Origin of the sequence: Parabacteroides sp. Marseille-P3160, from assembly GCF_900162725.1 — a bacterium.
GTDB lineage: Bacteria > Bacteroidota > Bacteroidia > Bacteroidales > Tannerellaceae > Marseille-P3160.
The window spans coordinates 4,113,175-4,128,625 of record NZ_LT799418.1 but is presented as its reverse complement, the minus strand read 5'-3'; the positions used below and the strand labels follow the sequence as shown (position 1 = coordinate 4,128,625).

The window sequence follows — 15,451 nt, the reverse complement described above, 5'->3', positions numbered from 1 at the left end:
AAAGTATGTTTTCATTCATCACCTGGACAGCAGATCCTGTTATTTTTTCCATAGGTTCGAAAGAAATACGATGGTATGCCCTGGCTTTTGTACTGGGCTTTGCTATTGGTTATAAAATTGTAGAACGGATGTTTAAACAGGAGAAGGTGAATCCGGCGTGGTTGGATTCCCTTCTTTTCTATACGATCTTCGGAACAATTATCGGCGCCCGGCTCGGGCATTGCCTGTTCTATGCTCCCGGATATTATCTGGCGAACCCGATTGAGATACTGAAAGTATGGGAAGGCGGGCTGGCCAGTCATGGAGGAGTCTTGGGTATTATGGTGGCCATCTACTTTTTCTCCAAGCGGGTGTCCCATCGGAGTATGTTGTGGGCTTTTGACAAGTTGGTCGTACCGACCGGGTTGGTTGCGGCGTTCATCCGATTGGGAAATCTGATGAACCATGAGATCTACGGACATCCGACGGACTATCCCTGGGGAGTCCGCTTTATCCAGAATCTGCATCAATGGATGCATGGGGCTGAACCGATCTTTTCACAGCCTTCTCATCCGACACAAATATATGAAGCAATTGCTTACCTGCTGACTTTTGTCCTTTGTATGTGGCTCTATTTTAAGAAGCAGCTATGGAAAAAGGAAGGATTCATCTTCGGCATTTTTATGATTTGCATCTTTACCGCCCGGTTCTTCATTGAATACCTCAAGGAAGACCAGGAGGCATTTGAAGCGGGAATGTTGTTGAATATGGGGCAATTATTGAGTATCCCGTTTGTGTTGGCTGGCATTTATTTCGTCTGGAGGGCGAATAAAAAGTCAAAGACTGTAACCATAACTAAATAATATAATGTATAAATTAAAAGAGATTACAGACAAAGTCTATTATGTGGGTGTAAACGACCGTACCAAAGAGCGGTTTGAAAATTTGTGGCCGTTGCCGCATGGAGTGTCTTATAACTCTTATCTGATCATGGATGAGAAGACCGTATTGATCGATACGGTCGATATCTGTTATTCCGATATTTTTTTGAAAAAAGTAGCCGACGCACTAGGTGGGAGAAAACTCGACTATTTGGTTGTCGATCATATGGAACCGGATCATGCCGGAAGTATCCGTCTCCTTAAGGAGGAGCATCCCGATCTGAAAATAGTAGGGAATAAGATTGCTTTTGGGATGCTGGACGGCTACCATGGGATTAAAGACGGATTGCATGAAGTAAAAGACGGGGATACCCTTTCGATCGGAAGCCGGGAATTGAAGTTCTTTATGGCCCCGATGGTACATTGGCCGGAAGTAATGTTTACTTATGACATGAAGGAAAAGACGCTTTTTTCCGCCGACGCTTTCGGAACATACGGAACGTTGGACGGAGGGATTATCGATTCGGAGATCAATCTGCAGCGTTTTTGGGGTGAAATGATTCGTTACTACTCCAATATCATAGGCAAATACGGTATGCCGGTACAAAAGGTGTTGGGTAAATTGGCTGGTGTGGAAATAAAGACGATCTGCTCCACCCATGGACCAGTTTGGCGGGAGCACGTTCAGCAAGCGGTTGGCCTGTATGACCGATTAAGCCGTTATGAAGGAGAAGAGGGCGTGACCATTATTTACGGAACGATGTACGGTCATACCGAACAGATGGCGGACGCGATTGCTTTCGGTCTGGCAGAGAACGGAATAAAAAATATTGCAATGCACAATGTCAGCAATGTACATGCCTCGTATATCTTGCGGGACGTATTCAAATACAAAGGGCTTGTCGTCGGCAGTCCTACCTATAGCAACCAGCTTTTTCCGCCGATTGACGCCTTGTTGCATCAGATGGAGTTGCGAGAAATCAAGAACCGTTACGTCGGTTATTTCGGCTCTTTCTCCTGGGCGGGTGCTGCGGTGAAACGGCTTGCGGCTTTTCAGGAGAAGATCGGATGGGAACAGGTAGGCTCCCCTGTCGAACAAAAGCAAGGCATGAAGGAAAGTATTTATGAGGCTTGCATTGCACTGGGAGCTGAAATGGCCGGTAAATTAAAGAATAATTGACTTTAAAAACACAAAAAATATGAGATTGATTATTGAACCGGATTATGAAAAGTTATCCCAATGGGTGGCCAATTATGTAGCCGCCCGCATTAAAAAAGCGGCTCCGACGGCAGGCAATCCTTTTGTCCTGGGTTTGCCTACGGGATCTTCTCCTTTGGGGATGTACAAGCGGTTAATTGAGTTGAACAAACAGGGCGTGATTTCTTTTCAGCATGTCCTTACATTTAATATGGATGAGTATGTAGGACTTCCGGACGGACATCCGGAAAGTTATCATTCATTCATGTGGAATCATTTCTTCAGTCATATCGATATTCCGAAGGAGAACGTACACATACTGAATGGGAATGCCGCCGACTTGGAAGCCGAATGCGCCGCCTATGAAGCCGCTATCCGCCAAGCGGGAGGAATCGATTTGTTTCTCGGAGGGATCGGACCCGACGGGCATATCGCTTTCAACGAGCCGGGATCTTCCCTGTCTTCCCGTACCCGGGTAAAGACATTGACGACGGATACGATCATTGCCAACTCCCGTTTCTTTGATAACGACGTAGACAAAGTGCCGAAAACAGCGGTGACGGTAGGCGTCGGTACGGTGTTGGACGCAAAAGAAGTCCTGATCCTGGTGAATGGGCATAATAAGGCGCGTGCGCTGCAACAAGCCGTAGAAGGAGCTGTCAGTCAAATGTGGACCATTACCGCCTTGCAACTGCATCCCAAGGGAATCATTGTCGCTGACGAGGCCGCTTGCGCCGATCTGAAGGTCGGAACATATAATTATTTTAAAGATATAGAGAAAGCAAATCTGAATCCTGCTTCTTTGCTTGCGTGAGGATTCGTCCGCATCCGGCCTTTTTCTTACCTTTGCAGGGAATTTAAGTAAAAGGTGAACAGATACTTTATTTATCTCGGATATAACGGTGCGAATTACTGCGGTTGGCAGATACAACCCAACGGCATTACGGTACAGCAATGCGTGGAGGAAGCATTGGCTACCTTATTGCGTCGTCCGGTGCCTATTGTAGGCGCCGGACGGACCGATGCCGGCGTACATGCACGGCTGATGGTCGCCCATTTCGATTCGGAAGCGGAAATTGGCGATCTCTCTTTTCTCATGAAGAAATTGAATCGGTTATTGCCTAAAGATATTGCTGTCTATCGCATCCGGCAGGTGCTGCCGGATGCGCATGCCCGTTTCGACGCCACCTCCCGGACTTATTCTTATTATCTTACCGATCGGAAAGATCCGTTTAATTATCCTTTTGTCTGGAATTTGCATGGAGCATTGGATATGGAAGCAATGAACTGCGCCTGCAGGGTATTGCCTGAATATACGGACTTTACCAGCTTTAGCAAGTTGCATACAGACGTGAAAACTAACAATTGCCGCATCGACCGGGCGGAATGGACGAGGGAAGGGGAACTGTGGACTTTTACGATCCGGGCCGACCGCTTCCTTCGCAACATGGTACGCGCCATTGTCGGGACATTAGTGGATGTGGGACGGGGTAAAATGACGGTGGAGGATTTCCGGAAAGTTATCGAATGCAAGGATCGGGGAAAAGCCGGCTCATCGGCGCCGGGACATGCCTTATTCCTGACCGGGATTACTTATCCGGAACATCTGTTTAAGGAATAAAAATAGCAAAAAGATATGTGGGTTTTATTAGCCTTTGTTTCAGCGTTTCTGTTAGGTTGTTATGAAATCAATAAAAAAATATCGCTGACGGATAACGCTGTGATTCCGGTACTCTTTATCAATACGCTGGCATGCAGTCTTATTTTTGTTCCGTTCATCATCCTGTCGTTTACAACGAATATGCTGGACGGAACCTTGTTTTACGTGCCTCAGGCCTCTTTCCGGACTCACCTGGCGATCCTCCTGAAGGCCGTCATTGTTTTATCTTCCTGGATCACCGGCTATTTTTCAGTGAAGAACCTACCTTTGACGATCACCGGCCCGATCAAGGCGACGCAGCCGGTATTGACCCTTACCGGAGCCCTTATCCTTTTTGGGGAGCGGTTGAACTTATGCCAATGGATCGGAGTGATCCTTTCGATCGCTTCCTTCTATCTTCTTTCCTCCTCGGGAAAAAAGGAGGGAATCTGCTTTTCACACAACAAATGGATTTTCTTTGCGGTGCTCTCTGCCCTGACCGGCGCTATCAGCGGCTTATACGATAAACATCTGATGACGTCGATGGATGTCATGACGGTGCAGGTCTGGTACAATATCTACCAATGCATCATCATGGGAATAATCTTATTGTTCCTGTGGTATCCGCGGCGCCGGCAGTCTACTCCCTTCCGATGGAAATGGAATATCCTCCTGATCTCGGTCTTCCTGTCGGTTGCCGATTGGGTTTATTTCTATGCGCTGACTTTTCCGGATTCGATGATTGCCATCGTTTCGATGGTTCGGCGGAGCAACGTGCTGGTTACTTTTGCGGCCGGAGCCCTATTCTTCCATGAAAAAAACTTAAAGAACAAGGCAATTGACCTTTTCCTCGTGTTGTTAGGAATGATATTCCTATATTTGGGGACGAAATAGAAAAAATATGAAACGAATCCTTCTCTCGATAGTTTTTGCCTTTTGTGCTATTTGGGTGTCGGCACAGGATATGGCGAAAGTATTCACCTCGATGCCGGATACCTTGATCCCGCAATTGGAAGAAGCTTGGCGGAAAGATTTAATCGACTTGTTTCAGAATAAGAAGGAAGCGAAGTTGAAAAATACAATGAACGGCTTTTCGGAATTGAATAACCTGACGGCGGATTATTTGCAACTTCAGTTAACTGAGCGCAGTTCTATCGAACTGAAGCTTTTACCGCTGGTGAATAACACCTATATTATCTGTATGGTCACGACAGTAAGCGGACCGGTGGCGGATAGCCGTGTCGCTTTCTATTCTACCGACTGGAAAGAGTTGCCTGCCGGAGATTTGCTTACTCCCGTAGCAGATGAATGGTTCCTTCGCGAGGACGCCGATACGGCTTCTGTCGGATATATCCAGGCGGTTTCCCGCCTGGATGTGGATCTGATTAAGTATAGCTTAAATGCGGAGGAGTTGACCCTCACTGCCGAGTATACCACTCCTCTTTACCTGAGCGCCGAAGAACGCGAAAAAGTGGCTCCTTTTCTCAAAGAGTCGCCTAAAGTCTATCGCTGGAAGACCAGCCGGTTTGAATAATAATAGCTTAACAGTTTCAGAGAAGCTTTTCGTCAATTAGCTTTTTTAGCTCATTTTTAGGCATCGTGCCTAATGTCAGTTCCTTATACCCTCCCGGCGTACAGAGTAAAAGCGTAGGGATCGTACGGATGTTGAACGCTGTTTCCAGAGGCTCCTCTTGGTCCACATCGACGGTGTAGAAGTCTACTTTATCTTTGTATTCTTCCGTTAACTCGTCCAGGATCGGGTATAAACGCTTGCAATAGCTGCACCAGGGTGCATGAAAATCCACGACAGCGGGTTTGTTTCCCTGGTATTTCCAATTTTTCGGATCAGAGACCGCGTCTCCGATTGTCTTTACAAAATCGGCGGTAGATAATACGGTTGGTTTCATTTTTTTCTCCTCTTTTATTTTGTCTTCTTTATTATAACCATGAAAGTAGGGAAATAGATGCATAAAATATATCTTTGTGTGATTGATTTTATTTATCCGGGCATCTATTTTTACAACCGGATCTTTTGACTTATTTATTGTTATGCCTTATGAACAACAGAATGTACTTATTGATTTGCCTTTTTATGACTTGGCTGGGAGTGGGAGCGCAAAATATGGAAACATCCCGTTATGTGAACATTGTCTATATCGGCAATAGTATAACGGAGGGAGTCATTATCGAGAATCCGCGGGGCAATGCGCCTCCCGTGAAAGCCAGTGCCTGGCTACGCGAACAGCCGGGCATTGCCAAAGTCAAATATTCCAATCAGGGAGTCAGCGGGAAGACGACAGTCGATTTTCTACCCGAAACCAAAACCTATTTTCGCAAAGTGGTGGAAGCGGCGGACGAGCTCTCCACCGATTCCTGGGCGACGCTTGTCTTTTCCATCAGCTTGGGAACGAATGACAGTGCAATAAAAGGGCCGAACGGCGCCCCGGTTTCTCCGCAGCAATACTATGCCAACCTGAAGGCCATTACGGATGAGTTATTGCGCCTTTATCCGGGATGCCTGATTGTTTACCAGCATCCGATCTGGTACAGTCCGAATACCCATAACGGAGCAACTTACCTGGAAGAGGGGCTAAACCGCTTGAATAGTTATCCTGCTGAACTTCAGCAGCTAGTGATTGACTATGGGCAGACCCACCCCGGTCACGTATATCTGGGCGATACCGAGGCCTATAATTATTTTAAGGAAAATTACAAAGACAAGCTCATTCCCGAAAACGGACGTTCCGGCATCTTCTATCTCCATCCGAACGTGGAAGGTGCAGCCGACCTTGGCCGTTTCTGGGGAAAGGCCCTCTACCGGATCCTTTCCGGCTTAAGTGATGAAAAGTGAATTCCATGTATTACCGGACATTTAAAATGACGAAGCTGCATCAAAATGAAATCCTGCAAAACTCAAGAGGCTGTTTTAAAAGCATTGCGCCGCCTTGAAAATCGAGTATACTCATTTATAAAATCCCGTGCACGGCTTTTTTCCGTACGAGTCACGGCCTTTTGGACAGCTCCATGATACCCGGAGAAAGGAATTCCGGCTTTTGTCCTTTACTACCGGTTCTTCATCGGGCGGATGCGTAGCTCAATGCCGGTTCCTTCCAGGGCTTTGCCGATCTTCTCCTTGTCAAATTCGGAAAAGTGGCAAGGATACAGCACTTTGGGGCTGACTTTCTTCGCCGCATCAATAAACATTTCGTCCGTCATGGTATAAGGAAGATTCTTAGGCAGGAACGCGATGTCGATCTTTCCTTTCAGCGCATCCATTTCCGGAATGTTTTCCGTATCGGCGGATACATAAACTTTCCGTTCTCCGAAAGTCAGAATATAGCCGTTGCCCCGTCCTTTCGGATGGTAGGCTTCCCCGTCCGGCTTCTTATGCACGATATTGTAAGCCGGAACCGCTTCGATGGAAATGCCGTTCCATACGGTCTTGTCCCCGTTCTTCATTACTTCCCCGTATCCGAGCTGGTCGTGACAAACTTGGGAAGTAATGAATCCGGTATTTTCTTTTCGTACATCGGCGATGGCTTTCTGGTCCAGATGGTCGCCATGCTCGTGCGTCAGGAGGATTAAATCGGCTTTAGGCAATTTGGAATAATCGGCTACCGGGGAATAGGGATCGACCTGAATAATCCGGCCGGCATATTCAAACATAAAAGAACCGTGTCCGACAAGCGTTACGTAAAGCGCCGTCTTGCCGCTACCGAAGGTGTCTGCCGGAATCACTGTTCCGGACTGTACAGCAGAGGGTTTTCCCTCTTGATTCGTTTCTGCCTTCTCCGCCTTCGTATTCGCCTGGTTTCCGCAGGCAAAAAAGGAAAAGGACAGGACTGCGGATAATAGTGCCATTGTCTTTCTCATTTTGTCATCTGTTTATTTGAAATAACAATGCCAATATACGAAGAATCTGAATGTGATTCGCATATTGGAATTATTTTGGCAAAAATCCGGGATTCCCATGTTATGTTTTTCTTCCTTTGTCGTCTACAAAGAAGAGAATGGAACTGGAAGCGTTTAAAATAACGGTTTTGCCCTTGCGGAAGAAGATGCTGGACTATTCGTTGAGGTGGGTGGCGCCTGCCGATGCGGAAGACATCGTCCAGGAAGCCTTCCTGAAGTTATGGAGTATCCGCGAAAAACTGGATGCGTATCGTAGCGTTGAAGCGTTGGCTATCCAGGTGACGAAACATCTGGCAATCGACAAGCTCAGAGGGCGCAAGCATTGGGTGGAAGAATCGGAAGGTGCGCATATCCTTTCCGATTCTCATACGCCTGAAGAACAATTGGAAGAACGGGATGCGGTCGCACGGGTGCGGCGGATCATCGAGGCTTTGCCCGGATTGCAACAAACGATTATCCGGATGAAAGACATTGAGGGTTATGAACTGGCGCAGATCGCCGAAATAACCGGAACGCAGGTAGAAGCGGTTCGTTCCAATCTCTCCCGGGCAAGAAAACGGGTGCGTGAACAATTTTTACAAATGAATAAATGAAAACGATGGATATAGATAAATTACTGGCGGATTATTTTGAAGGAAAGACGTCGTATGGGGAAGAGCGCCGGCTTCGGGCCTATTTCGCTTCCGGAGAGGTGCGGGGGGATTTGCGGAAATACAAGCCGTTATTCGCCTATTTTGATGAGGAAGCGGAGAAGCCCCGGGAAGTTCCTGCGGAGATAAAGAAGATGCTCTCCAAACATTCCGCCCGGCGGATCTGGCTGTATGCATTGGCCGGTGCGGCGGCCTGTTGGCTGCTCATCCTCGGATGGGGGCATTATTCCGGTCAGGGAACGCGTTTTTGCGGCGAAAACTATGTTGTTATCAACGGGCATTGCTATACTGATATACATAAGGTGCGCTCGTTTGCTTTAGAGGCTTTGCAAGAAGTTTCGAGTTCGGATGAATCCTCTTTGCCGGAAGGAACGGGCGAGACTGCGAACGGGAAGGAGATCATCGAAGATCAACTAAAGGAATTCAGTTTTTTATTGGACAAAGACTAAACTAAAAAGGAATGAAACGAATACAATGTTTCCTTTGTTTGTTTTTCGGCTTGCTGCTTATGCTGCCGGAACAGGCTTATGGCGAAGGGATGCAGAAAGGGCTAAAGACGCAAGATGTCTTTCAGCGCTACGGAAAGAAGAAGAATGTAACCATGGTGGAGTTGTCCAATGAAATGTTGGATGCCTACAATATGACGCATTATAAGAGTATCACGATCAAAGACGATCCGGAGGCGTTGCGCTTCGTCCGGAAATGCCTTGAGACGGATCAGGTCGGCGCCCGCAAGATTAAAGAAATCACTGACGACGGCGGTTTGATCTCCGCCTACTACCAAATGCCGGGAGAGCAAAAGGAGGTAAACCGCTTCGTGCTCTTCAAGGTCAATCAGAAAGGAGTTATCACATTGGTTTATATCGAAGGCGAGCTGGATAGTGACGACTTAATTACCATTCTTTTTAATAAATAAGAGTAATAATCCATAAAATGCTATAAAACGATGAAAACGAAATTACTTTCCTTTATGGCTCTTTGCCTTTTGCCGTCTGTTTTGTCCGCCCAGTCGGAATCGCTTTCCATGGATACGGTCATCCGTTTGGAAAACAAACGGATCGAATTGAAAGATGACGGATACCGGATGAAAGTCAAAGTCTTTGACCTTAACGGAGGAGAAATGGAAGACGAGATGATTTTTGAAGGGCATTATCGCAACGGACAATCCTACGAGAACCGGCACACCCGTTCTATCCGTATCCCCATCCCCTCCTGGAATAAAGGCTGGGACGGTCATTGGGCGGGTTTCGGTATGGGTTTCGGCAGCTTTGCAGACGGCAGTTTGCATGTCAATAATATTGACGGTGTGGCTTTACGTGCGGAGAACTCGTTGGAATACAACCTGAATGTGCTGGAATATACCTTTCCTATTTCCCGCTACGGATGGGCGTTGGTAACCGGCGCCGGCATGCGTTGGAACCGTTACCGGCTGGATACGAACCAACATTTCCAGGAGATTGACGGCGTGACGCAACTGGTAGACGCCCCCGAGGGGATTACCTATAGGAAGAGTAACCTGAATACCACCAGCCTTACGATTCCGCTCTTACTCGAATGGCAGCAACGGAAGAATCATGATTCGGGTCTTTTCGTGTCGGCGGGTATCGTGGGTGTAATTAAGACAATATCCTCTTCCAGAGTTGTTTATAATGATGAGTCTGGGAAGAAGAGAAAGGAAAAGAAAGACCGGGGGATGAATATCCGTCCCGTAATGATGGATTTTTTGTTTCAGGCTGGTTATGACTGGATCGGGCTTTATGCCAAATATTCCCCGATGACTCTCTTTGAAAAAGACAAAGGCCCGGATGTGCATCCCGTTTCACTCGGTTTGCAAATTCATTTCTAAATCTTATCTTTGTTTATTCGTTATAAACAAAGAAAATGGCAAGCCTGTATTATAAACGTAAATATCCAATCCAGCCTCCGGAGCAATTGGTTCGTTATGGAACATTCTATTCGGAAAATCGCCTTTGGAATAAAGTAAGGCGGATTGCGCAAAAAGTCGGCGGCGAACTATTGCGGCCGGTGTTGCAACTGTTTTATATGTTGCAGGATAGCGATGTTTCATTGAAACATAAGGCTTATATCGTCGGAGCGTTGGGCTACTTTATCATGCCGGTGGATATTCTTCCGGATTTTATAGCCGTGCTCGGTTTTACGGATGATCTTGCTGTCATGACCCTTCTCTTGAAAGAATTGAAGGATAACCTGACACTTGACATCAAAGAGCGCGCCGATCGGAAACTGAAAGAACTTTTGCGTAACCCTTCTATTTAGAGCTAATTGAATTTTATACCTATTATTCGTGTCTATACCCATAAGAGTCCCGCTCATTCCACGTGGGCGGGACTCTTTTTCATGCCACAGGCGGCAAGATTCCGATCACTGCAACCCAATATTAATAAAGTCGCAACCCAATTATCTTTTTGACCATTGTTGAATATATTTTTGACCCGGTCAAAAATATATTTGGATAAACCCTTAGGAAAATCCGTCTATGCCCAATCAAATCATTCACAAGCGGGAATGATAAACAATTAATGCTTTTTTTATATCTTTGGAGCCTATTCACTAATTGAAAGGCGGATGACTGAAAATATCAAGCAGATTGCAGAGCGACTCGCAGGTTTGCGGGATGCATTGGAAATTTCCAAAGATGAGATGGCAAAAACATGCGGTTTGTCCCTTGAAGAGTATTCCCGGTTGGAAGACGGTTTAAGTGATATATCGGTGAGTGTTTTGCATAAAATCGCACATGCCTACGGCATTGAGCTCACCGCTCTTTTGTTCGGCGACGAACCGAAGATGAGCACTTACTTTATTACCCGTAAGGGAAAAGGCGTCGCTGTGGAACGGGTCAAAGCCTATAAATACCAATCCCTGGCAGCCGGGTTCTCAAAAAGGAGAGCAGACCCTTTTATGGTTACGGTACATCCCAAGCCGGAGGATCACCCGATGTTCCTGAACACGCACAAGGGCCAGGAATACAATTACATCATCGAGGGCAGGGTATTGCTGCAAATCAACAAGAAACAGGTTACGTTGGAGGAAGGTGACAGCATCTATTTTAACGCGGAACTTCCCCATGGCATGAAAGCGCTGGACGGCAAACCGGTCCGTTTCCTGGCAATTATATTAAACTAAGGCAATGAAGATGTTAGAAAGATTTGTTGAGAAAACAACATTCGAGTCGCAGGAAGACTTTATCAAAAACTTTAAAATCAAAGTCCCGGAAAATTTCAACTTCGGATATGATGTCGTAGATGTTTGGGCAAAAGAAGCCCCGGATAAGAAAGCGTTATGCTGGACGAATGACCAAGGGGCGCATATCGACTTTTCCTTTGCGGAACTGAAGCGTAAAAGCGACGCGACCGCTTCTTACTTCCGGTCGCTCGGCATCGGGCACGGGGATATGGTGATGTTGATCCTGAAGCGCCGGTACGAGTTTTGGTTTTCCATCCTTGCATTGCATAAACTTGGCGCTGTGGCCATACCCGCTACTCATCTGTTAACGAAAAAAGATATTATCTATCGCAATAAGGCCGCCGATATAAAGATGATTGTCTGTGCGGGGGAAGAAGAAATCCTGAAACATGTGAAGGACGCCCTGCCGGAATCTCCTTCCGTCAAGCAACTTGTTTCAATCGGCCCGCTCGTTCCTGAGGGTTTCCTCGATTTTCAGGAAGGAATCGAAGCCGCCTCCCCATTTGTACGCCCGGAGCATGTGAATAGCAATGATGATTTTTCTTTGCTCTATTTTACTTCCGGTACGACCGGCGAGCCGAAGATGGTAGTCCATGATTTTACGTATCCTTTAGGGCATATCGTGACCGGTAGTTACTGGCATAACCTGCACGAAGGCAGTTTACATCTTACCATCGCCGATACCGGCTGGGGAAAAGCCGTCTGGGGAAAACTCTACGGACAATGGATTGCCGGCGCAACGGTCTTCGTTTATGACCACGAGAAGTTTACGCCGGCTAATATGCTGCAAATGATTCAGGAGTACAAGATAACCTCCTTATGTGCGCCGCCTACCGTTTTCCGTTTCCTCATCCGTGAGGATCTGACGAAATACGACCTCTCTTCCCTTCACTATTGTACCATTGCGGGGGAAGCCTTGAATCCGACCGTGTATGAGACGTTCTATAAACTGACGGGAATCAAACTGATGGAAGGTTTTGGGCAGACCGAAACAACCTTATTGATTTGCACACTTCCGTGGATGGAGCCGAAACCCGGTTCGATGGGAGTGCCGAATCCGCAATATGATGTAGATTTGCTACGCCCGGACGGAACTCCGGCTGAAGACGGCGAGCAGGGGCAAATCGTGGTGCGTACGGATAAAGGAAGGCCCTTAGGCTTATTCAAGGAATATTATCGTGACCCGGCGCTGACCAAAGGTTCCTGGCATAATCATATATATTATACCGGCGATGTGGCCTGGCGTGATGAGGACGGCTATTACTGGTTCGTAGGCCGTGTGGATGATGTGATTAAAAGTTCGGGTTATCGTATCGGCCCGTTCGAAGTGGAGAGCGCCCTTATGGCGCATCCGGCTGTAGTCGAGTGTGCGATTACCGGGGTGCCGGACGAGATTCGCGGACAGGTGGTGAAAGCGACGATCGTTCTCTCTGCCGAATATAAGGCAAAGGCAGGCGAGGCCTTGAAGAAAGAAATACAAGATCATGTAAAGCGGGTGACCGCCCCTTATAAATACCCGCGCATTGTGGAATTTGTGGATGAACTGCCCAAAACGATCAGCGGAAAGATACGACGGGTGGAAATAAGGGAAAAACACGGTAAATAAAAATCGTATGGGCTATTCCTATTCACGCATTGCTATAAAAATAGGGAGTAACGTCCTGACGCGTAAGGATGGGACGCTGGATATTACCCGTATGTCCGACCTGGTCGATCAGGTGGCGGAGTTGCAGGATGCCGGCGTGGAGATTGTTCTGATCTCTTCCGGAGCTGTCGCCTCCGGGCGGAGTGAGGTAAAGCCCGCCCGTAAGTTGGATGCCGTTTCGGCGCGGCAGCTTTATTCGGCAGTCGGACAAGCCAAGTTGATCAATCGTTATTTTGAGCTTTTCCGGGAACATGGAATTGCTTGCGGGCAGGTCTTGACGACGAAGGAGAACCTGTCCACCCGCACTCATTACCTGAATCAGAAAAACTGTATGGAAGTGATGTTGGCAAACAAGGTGATCCCCATAGTGAATGAGAACGATACGATTTCCGTTACGGAACTTATGTTTACCGACAATGACGAATTATCAGGCTTGATTGCCGCCATGATGGGAGTGGATGTCCTGGTGATCCTCAGTAATATAGATGGCATCTATGATGGTGATCCGGTGGATCCGGATTCCCGGATCATTCCCCGGATCAACGGAGCGGAGGTCGATCCGGAAAGTTTTATCCAGGCGAAGAAGTCGGATTTCGGCCGGGGAGGGATGCAGACCAAATACCGGATCGCCCGGAAGGTGGCGGACGAGGGGATCGAAGTTATTATTGCCAACGGACGAAGGAATCATATCTTGCCGGAACTATTGGCTGACGGAAGCCAAACGGTCTGTACCCGGTTTGTTCCTTCGGTAAAACCGATCAGCAGCATTAAGAAATGGATCGCCCATTCGGAAGGTTTTGCCAAAGGGGAAGTGCATATTAATGCCGGGGCGGAAAAGGCGCTATGCGGCCCACAAGCTACCAGTGTGCTGCTGGTGGGGGTGACCCGTATTCTCGGTGATTTCGAAAAAGAAGACATCGTCCGCATCATCAATGAAAAAGGGAAGCAAATCGGGGTCGGATGCGCCGGTTACAGCAAGGCGGAAGCCGAGAAACGTATCGGCCAACGGGACATCAAACCTTTGATTCATTACGATTATTTATATATTGATTAAGCAAAACGATATGGAAACCCTCGATTATATAAAAGAAGCGGCGCAAGCCTTCCGCTCGGCCGGTAGGATTCCGGAGGAAACGATTCGAGAGGTGCTGCGGGATACGGCAAAAGAGTTAAGGGAACAACTGCCTTTTATCCTGGAAGAGAATGAGAAAGATCTGAAGCGCATGCAGTCCGGCGACCCGAAATACGACCGTCTTAAACTGACGGAACAGCGATTGGAGGGAATGGCAAAGGATATGGAAAATGTGGCCCTGCTGCCTTCTCCTCTCGAGCAGACGTTGAGTGAGGCGACCCGTCCGAACGGGATGAGAATAAGGAAGGTATCCGTACCTTTCGGGGTGATTGGCATTATCTATGAAGCCCGTCCTAATGTTACCTTCGACGTCTATTCTCTTTGTCTGAAAAGCGGCAACGTTTGCATACTGAAAGGAGGTTCCGACGCCGACTTCTCCAACCGTGCCCTGGTGAGCCTGATTCATCGGGTACTGAAACGATACGGATTGGCGGAGGCCGTTTGTACGCTCCTTCCTCCGGGAAGGGAAGCGACGACCGGTCTGTTGGAGGCGGTCGGGCTTGTCGACCTGATCATACCCCGCGGGAGCCAATCGTTGATACAATACGTACGGGAATATTCGCGCGTACCGGTTATCGAAACCGGCGCGGGCATCTGTCATACCTATTTTGACAAGGAGGGCGACCTGCTCAAAGGCGTGGCGATCGTGAATAATGCGAAGACTCGCCGTGTCAGCGTATGCAATGCTTTGGATTGCTTGTTGATCCATCGGGATCGCTTGCAAGACCTTCCTGCGATTTGCCGTCCGCTAGCGGAAAACAAAGTGATCATTTATGCAGACGAACCGGCTTATGAAGCCCTTAGCGGGCAGTATCCTTCCGCTTTACTTCAAAGGGCAACGGAAGTAAGCTACGGTACCGAGTTTCTGGATTATAAGATGAGTATCCGTACTGTCGCATCCATCCGGGAAGCTTTGGATCACATCGCCCGGTATGGTTCCAAGCATAGTGAATGCATCATCAGCGAGTCGGAGACTGCGATCCGTCTGTTTGAGCAAACGGTGGACGCCGCCTGTGTTTATGCGAATGTTTCTACGGCCTTTACCGACGGCGGCCAGTTCGGCTTCGGAGCAGAGATCGGAATCAGTACCCAGAAGTTGCACGCCCGCGGGCCGATGGCTTTGCCGGAACTGACTACTTATAAATATATTATCGAGGGAGAGGGGCAAACCCGCATTTCTTGAAATTAGAAAATAGCAAAAAAAAAATAGA

General features: G+C 47.7%; 18 protein-coding genes. 16 read left to right on the top strand and 2 right to left on the bottom strand.

From position 1 onward, the window contains the following. Positions 1–5: 5 nt before the first annotated feature. From lgt to BQ8014_RS16685, 6 genes are read left to right on the top strand one after another with little or no spacing between them, the layout of a single operon-like run. A complete protein-coding gene (lgt, locus tag BQ8014_RS16710; protein ID WP_080905351.1) occupies positions 6–842 on the top strand; it encodes a prolipoprotein diacylglyceryl transferase in 837 nt (278 codons plus the stop codon). Between the two features lie 4 nt (positions 843–846). Continuing rightward, a complete protein-coding gene (locus tag BQ8014_RS16705) occupies positions 847–2,040 on the top strand; it encodes an FprA family A-type flavoprotein (protein ID WP_080905350.1) in 1,194 nt (397 codons plus the stop codon). 19 nt (positions 2,041–2,059) lie between these two features. Beyond that, entirely contained in the window at positions 2,060–2,872 is an 813-nt protein-coding gene (gene nagB / locus BQ8014_RS16700) for a glucosamine-6-phosphate deaminase (protein ID WP_080905349.1), read from the top strand. 54 nt (positions 2,873–2,926) lie between these two features. Then, the gene (truA, locus tag BQ8014_RS16695) at positions 2,927–3,679 is read left to right on the top strand and encodes a tRNA pseudouridine(38-40) synthase TruA (protein WP_080905348.1); all 753 of its coding nucleotides are present in this window, start codon (positions 2,927–2,929) and stop codon (positions 3,677–3,679) included. 15 nt (positions 3,680–3,694) lie between these two features. After that, a complete protein-coding gene (locus BQ8014_RS16690; protein WP_080905347.1) occupies positions 3,695–4,591 on the top strand; it encodes a DMT family transporter in 897 nt (298 codons plus the stop codon). A gap of 7 nt (positions 4,592–4,598) precedes the next feature. Continuing rightward, a complete protein-coding gene (locus BQ8014_RS16685; RefSeq protein ID WP_080905346.1) occupies positions 4,599–5,231 on the top strand; it encodes a DUF3256 family protein in 633 nt (210 codons plus the stop codon). Between the two features lie 16 nt (positions 5,232–5,247). Here BQ8014_RS16685 and BQ8014_RS16680 read toward each other — a convergent pair whose 3' ends face one another. Beyond that, complete coding sequence (locus BQ8014_RS16680; RefSeq protein ID WP_080906020.1) at positions 5,248–5,604, bottom strand: thioredoxin family protein; 357 nt, start codon at positions 5,602–5,604, stop codon at positions 5,248–5,250. A gap of 149 nt (positions 5,605–5,753) precedes the next feature. On the opposite strand from BQ8014_RS16680, the gene BQ8014_RS16675 reads away from it, so the two are divergent. Continuing rightward, positions 5,754–6,548, top strand: a complete 795-nt coding sequence (locus BQ8014_RS16675; RefSeq protein ID WP_369808816.1) for an SGNH/GDSL hydrolase family protein — start codon at positions 5,754–5,756, stop codon at positions 6,546–6,548. A 212-nt stretch (positions 6,549–6,760) separates the two neighbouring features. Here BQ8014_RS16675 and BQ8014_RS16670 read toward each other — a convergent pair whose 3' ends face one another. Then, entirely contained in the window at positions 6,761–7,570 is an 810-nt protein-coding gene (locus tag BQ8014_RS16670) for an MBL fold metallo-hydrolase (protein ID WP_080905344.1), read from the bottom strand. 137 nt (positions 7,571–7,707) lie between these two features. On the opposite strand from BQ8014_RS16670, the gene BQ8014_RS16665 reads away from it, so the two are divergent. The 9 genes from BQ8014_RS16665 (at position 7,708) to BQ8014_RS16625 (ending at position 15,423) form a co-directional block, all read left to right on the top strand. Further along, positions 7,708–8,202 (top strand): RNA polymerase sigma factor, encoded by a 495-nt coding sequence (locus BQ8014_RS16665; RefSeq protein ID WP_080905343.1) that lies wholly within the window; start codon positions 7,708–7,710, stop codon positions 8,200–8,202. Between the two features lie 5 nt (positions 8,203–8,207). After that, a complete protein-coding gene (locus BQ8014_RS16660) occupies positions 8,208–8,708 on the top strand; it encodes a hypothetical protein (RefSeq protein WP_080906019.1) in 501 nt (166 codons plus the stop codon). A gap of 59 nt (positions 8,709–8,767) precedes the next feature. Further along, entirely contained in the window at positions 8,768–9,175 is a 408-nt protein-coding gene (locus BQ8014_RS16655; protein ID WP_369808834.1) for a DUF6108 family protein, read from the top strand. A gap of 30 nt (positions 9,176–9,205) precedes the next feature. Further along, complete coding sequence (locus BQ8014_RS16650; RefSeq protein WP_080905341.1) at positions 9,206–10,105, top strand: outer membrane beta-barrel protein; 900 nt, start codon at positions 9,206–9,208, stop codon at positions 10,103–10,105. A gap of 35 nt (positions 10,106–10,140) precedes the next feature. Further along, positions 10,141–10,536: a YkvA family protein gene (locus BQ8014_RS16645; protein ID WP_080905340.1), complete on the top strand. Its 396-nt coding sequence runs from the start codon at positions 10,141–10,143 to the stop codon at positions 10,534–10,536. A gap of 309 nt (positions 10,537–10,845) precedes the next feature. Then, positions 10,846–11,403, top strand: coding sequence for a helix-turn-helix domain-containing protein (locus BQ8014_RS16640; RefSeq protein WP_080905339.1), 558 nt, complete (start codon positions 10,846–10,848; stop codon positions 11,401–11,403). A 10-nt stretch (positions 11,404–11,413) separates the two neighbouring features. Next, entirely contained in the window at positions 11,414–13,069 is a 1,656-nt protein-coding gene (locus BQ8014_RS16635; protein WP_080906018.1) for an AMP-binding protein, read from the top strand. 7 nt (positions 13,070–13,076) lie between these two features. After that, positions 13,077–14,162, top strand: a complete 1,086-nt coding sequence (gene proB / locus BQ8014_RS16630) for a glutamate 5-kinase (RefSeq protein WP_080905338.1) — start codon at positions 13,077–13,079, stop codon at positions 14,160–14,162. Between the two features lie 10 nt (positions 14,163–14,172). After that, entirely contained in the window at positions 14,173–15,423 is a 1,251-nt protein-coding gene (locus tag BQ8014_RS16625; protein WP_080906017.1) for a glutamate-5-semialdehyde dehydrogenase, read from the top strand. Positions 15,424–15,451: the final 28 nt, after the last annotated feature.

What these genes read in the sequence shown, in the direction of transcription:
- lgt (WP_080905351.1), top strand. Translation starts at nt 6, where the DNA reads ATGTTTTCATTCATCACCTGGACAGCAGATCCTGTTATTTTTTCCATA.
- BQ8014_RS16705 (WP_080905350.1), top strand. Translation starts at nt 847, where the DNA reads ATGTATAAATTAAAAGAGATTACAGACAAAGTCTATTATGTGGGTGTA.
- nagB (WP_080905349.1), top strand. Translation starts at nt 2,060, where the DNA reads ATGAGATTGATTATTGAACCGGATTATGAAAAGTTATCCCAATGGGTG.
- BQ8014_RS16690 (WP_080905347.1), top strand. Translation starts at nt 3,695, where the DNA reads ATGTGGGTTTTATTAGCCTTTGTTTCAGCGTTTCTGTTAGGTTGTTAT.
- BQ8014_RS16685 (WP_080905346.1), top strand. Translation starts at nt 4,599, where the DNA reads ATGAAACGAATCCTTCTCTCGATAGTTTTTGCCTTTTGTGCTATTTGG.
- BQ8014_RS16680 (WP_080906020.1), bottom strand. Translation starts at nt 5,604, where the DNA reads ATGAAACCAACCGTATTATCTACCGCCGATTTTGTAAAGACAATCGGA.
- BQ8014_RS16675 (WP_369808816.1), top strand. Translation starts at nt 5,754, where the DNA reads ATGAACAACAGAATGTACTTATTGATTTGCCTTTTTATGACTTGGCTG.
- BQ8014_RS16670 (WP_080905344.1), bottom strand. Translation starts at nt 7,570, where the DNA reads ATGAGAAAGACAATGGCACTATTATCCGCAGTCCTGTCCTTTTCCTTT.
- BQ8014_RS16665 (WP_080905343.1), top strand. Translation starts at nt 7,708, where the DNA reads ATGGAACTGGAAGCGTTTAAAATAACGGTTTTGCCCTTGCGGAAGAAG.
- BQ8014_RS16660 (WP_080906019.1), top strand. Translation starts at nt 8,208, where the DNA reads ATGGATATAGATAAATTACTGGCGGATTATTTTGAAGGAAAGACGTCG.
- BQ8014_RS16655 (WP_369808834.1), top strand. Translation starts at nt 8,768, where the DNA reads ATGCTGCCGGAACAGGCTTATGGCGAAGGGATGCAGAAAGGGCTAAAG.
- BQ8014_RS16650 (WP_080905341.1), top strand. Translation starts at nt 9,206, where the DNA reads ATGAAAACGAAATTACTTTCCTTTATGGCTCTTTGCCTTTTGCCGTCT.
- BQ8014_RS16645 (WP_080905340.1), top strand. Translation starts at nt 10,141, where the DNA reads ATGGCAAGCCTGTATTATAAACGTAAATATCCAATCCAGCCTCCGGAG.
- BQ8014_RS16640 (WP_080905339.1), top strand. Translation starts at nt 10,846, where the DNA reads ATGACTGAAAATATCAAGCAGATTGCAGAGCGACTCGCAGGTTTGCGG.
- BQ8014_RS16635 (WP_080906018.1), top strand. Translation starts at nt 11,414, where the DNA reads ATGTTAGAAAGATTTGTTGAGAAAACAACATTCGAGTCGCAGGAAGAC.
- proB (WP_080905338.1), top strand. Translation starts at nt 13,077, where the DNA reads ATGGGCTATTCCTATTCACGCATTGCTATAAAAATAGGGAGTAACGTC.
- BQ8014_RS16625 (WP_080906017.1), top strand. Translation starts at nt 14,173, where the DNA reads ATGGAAACCCTCGATTATATAAAAGAAGCGGCGCAAGCCTTCCGCTCG.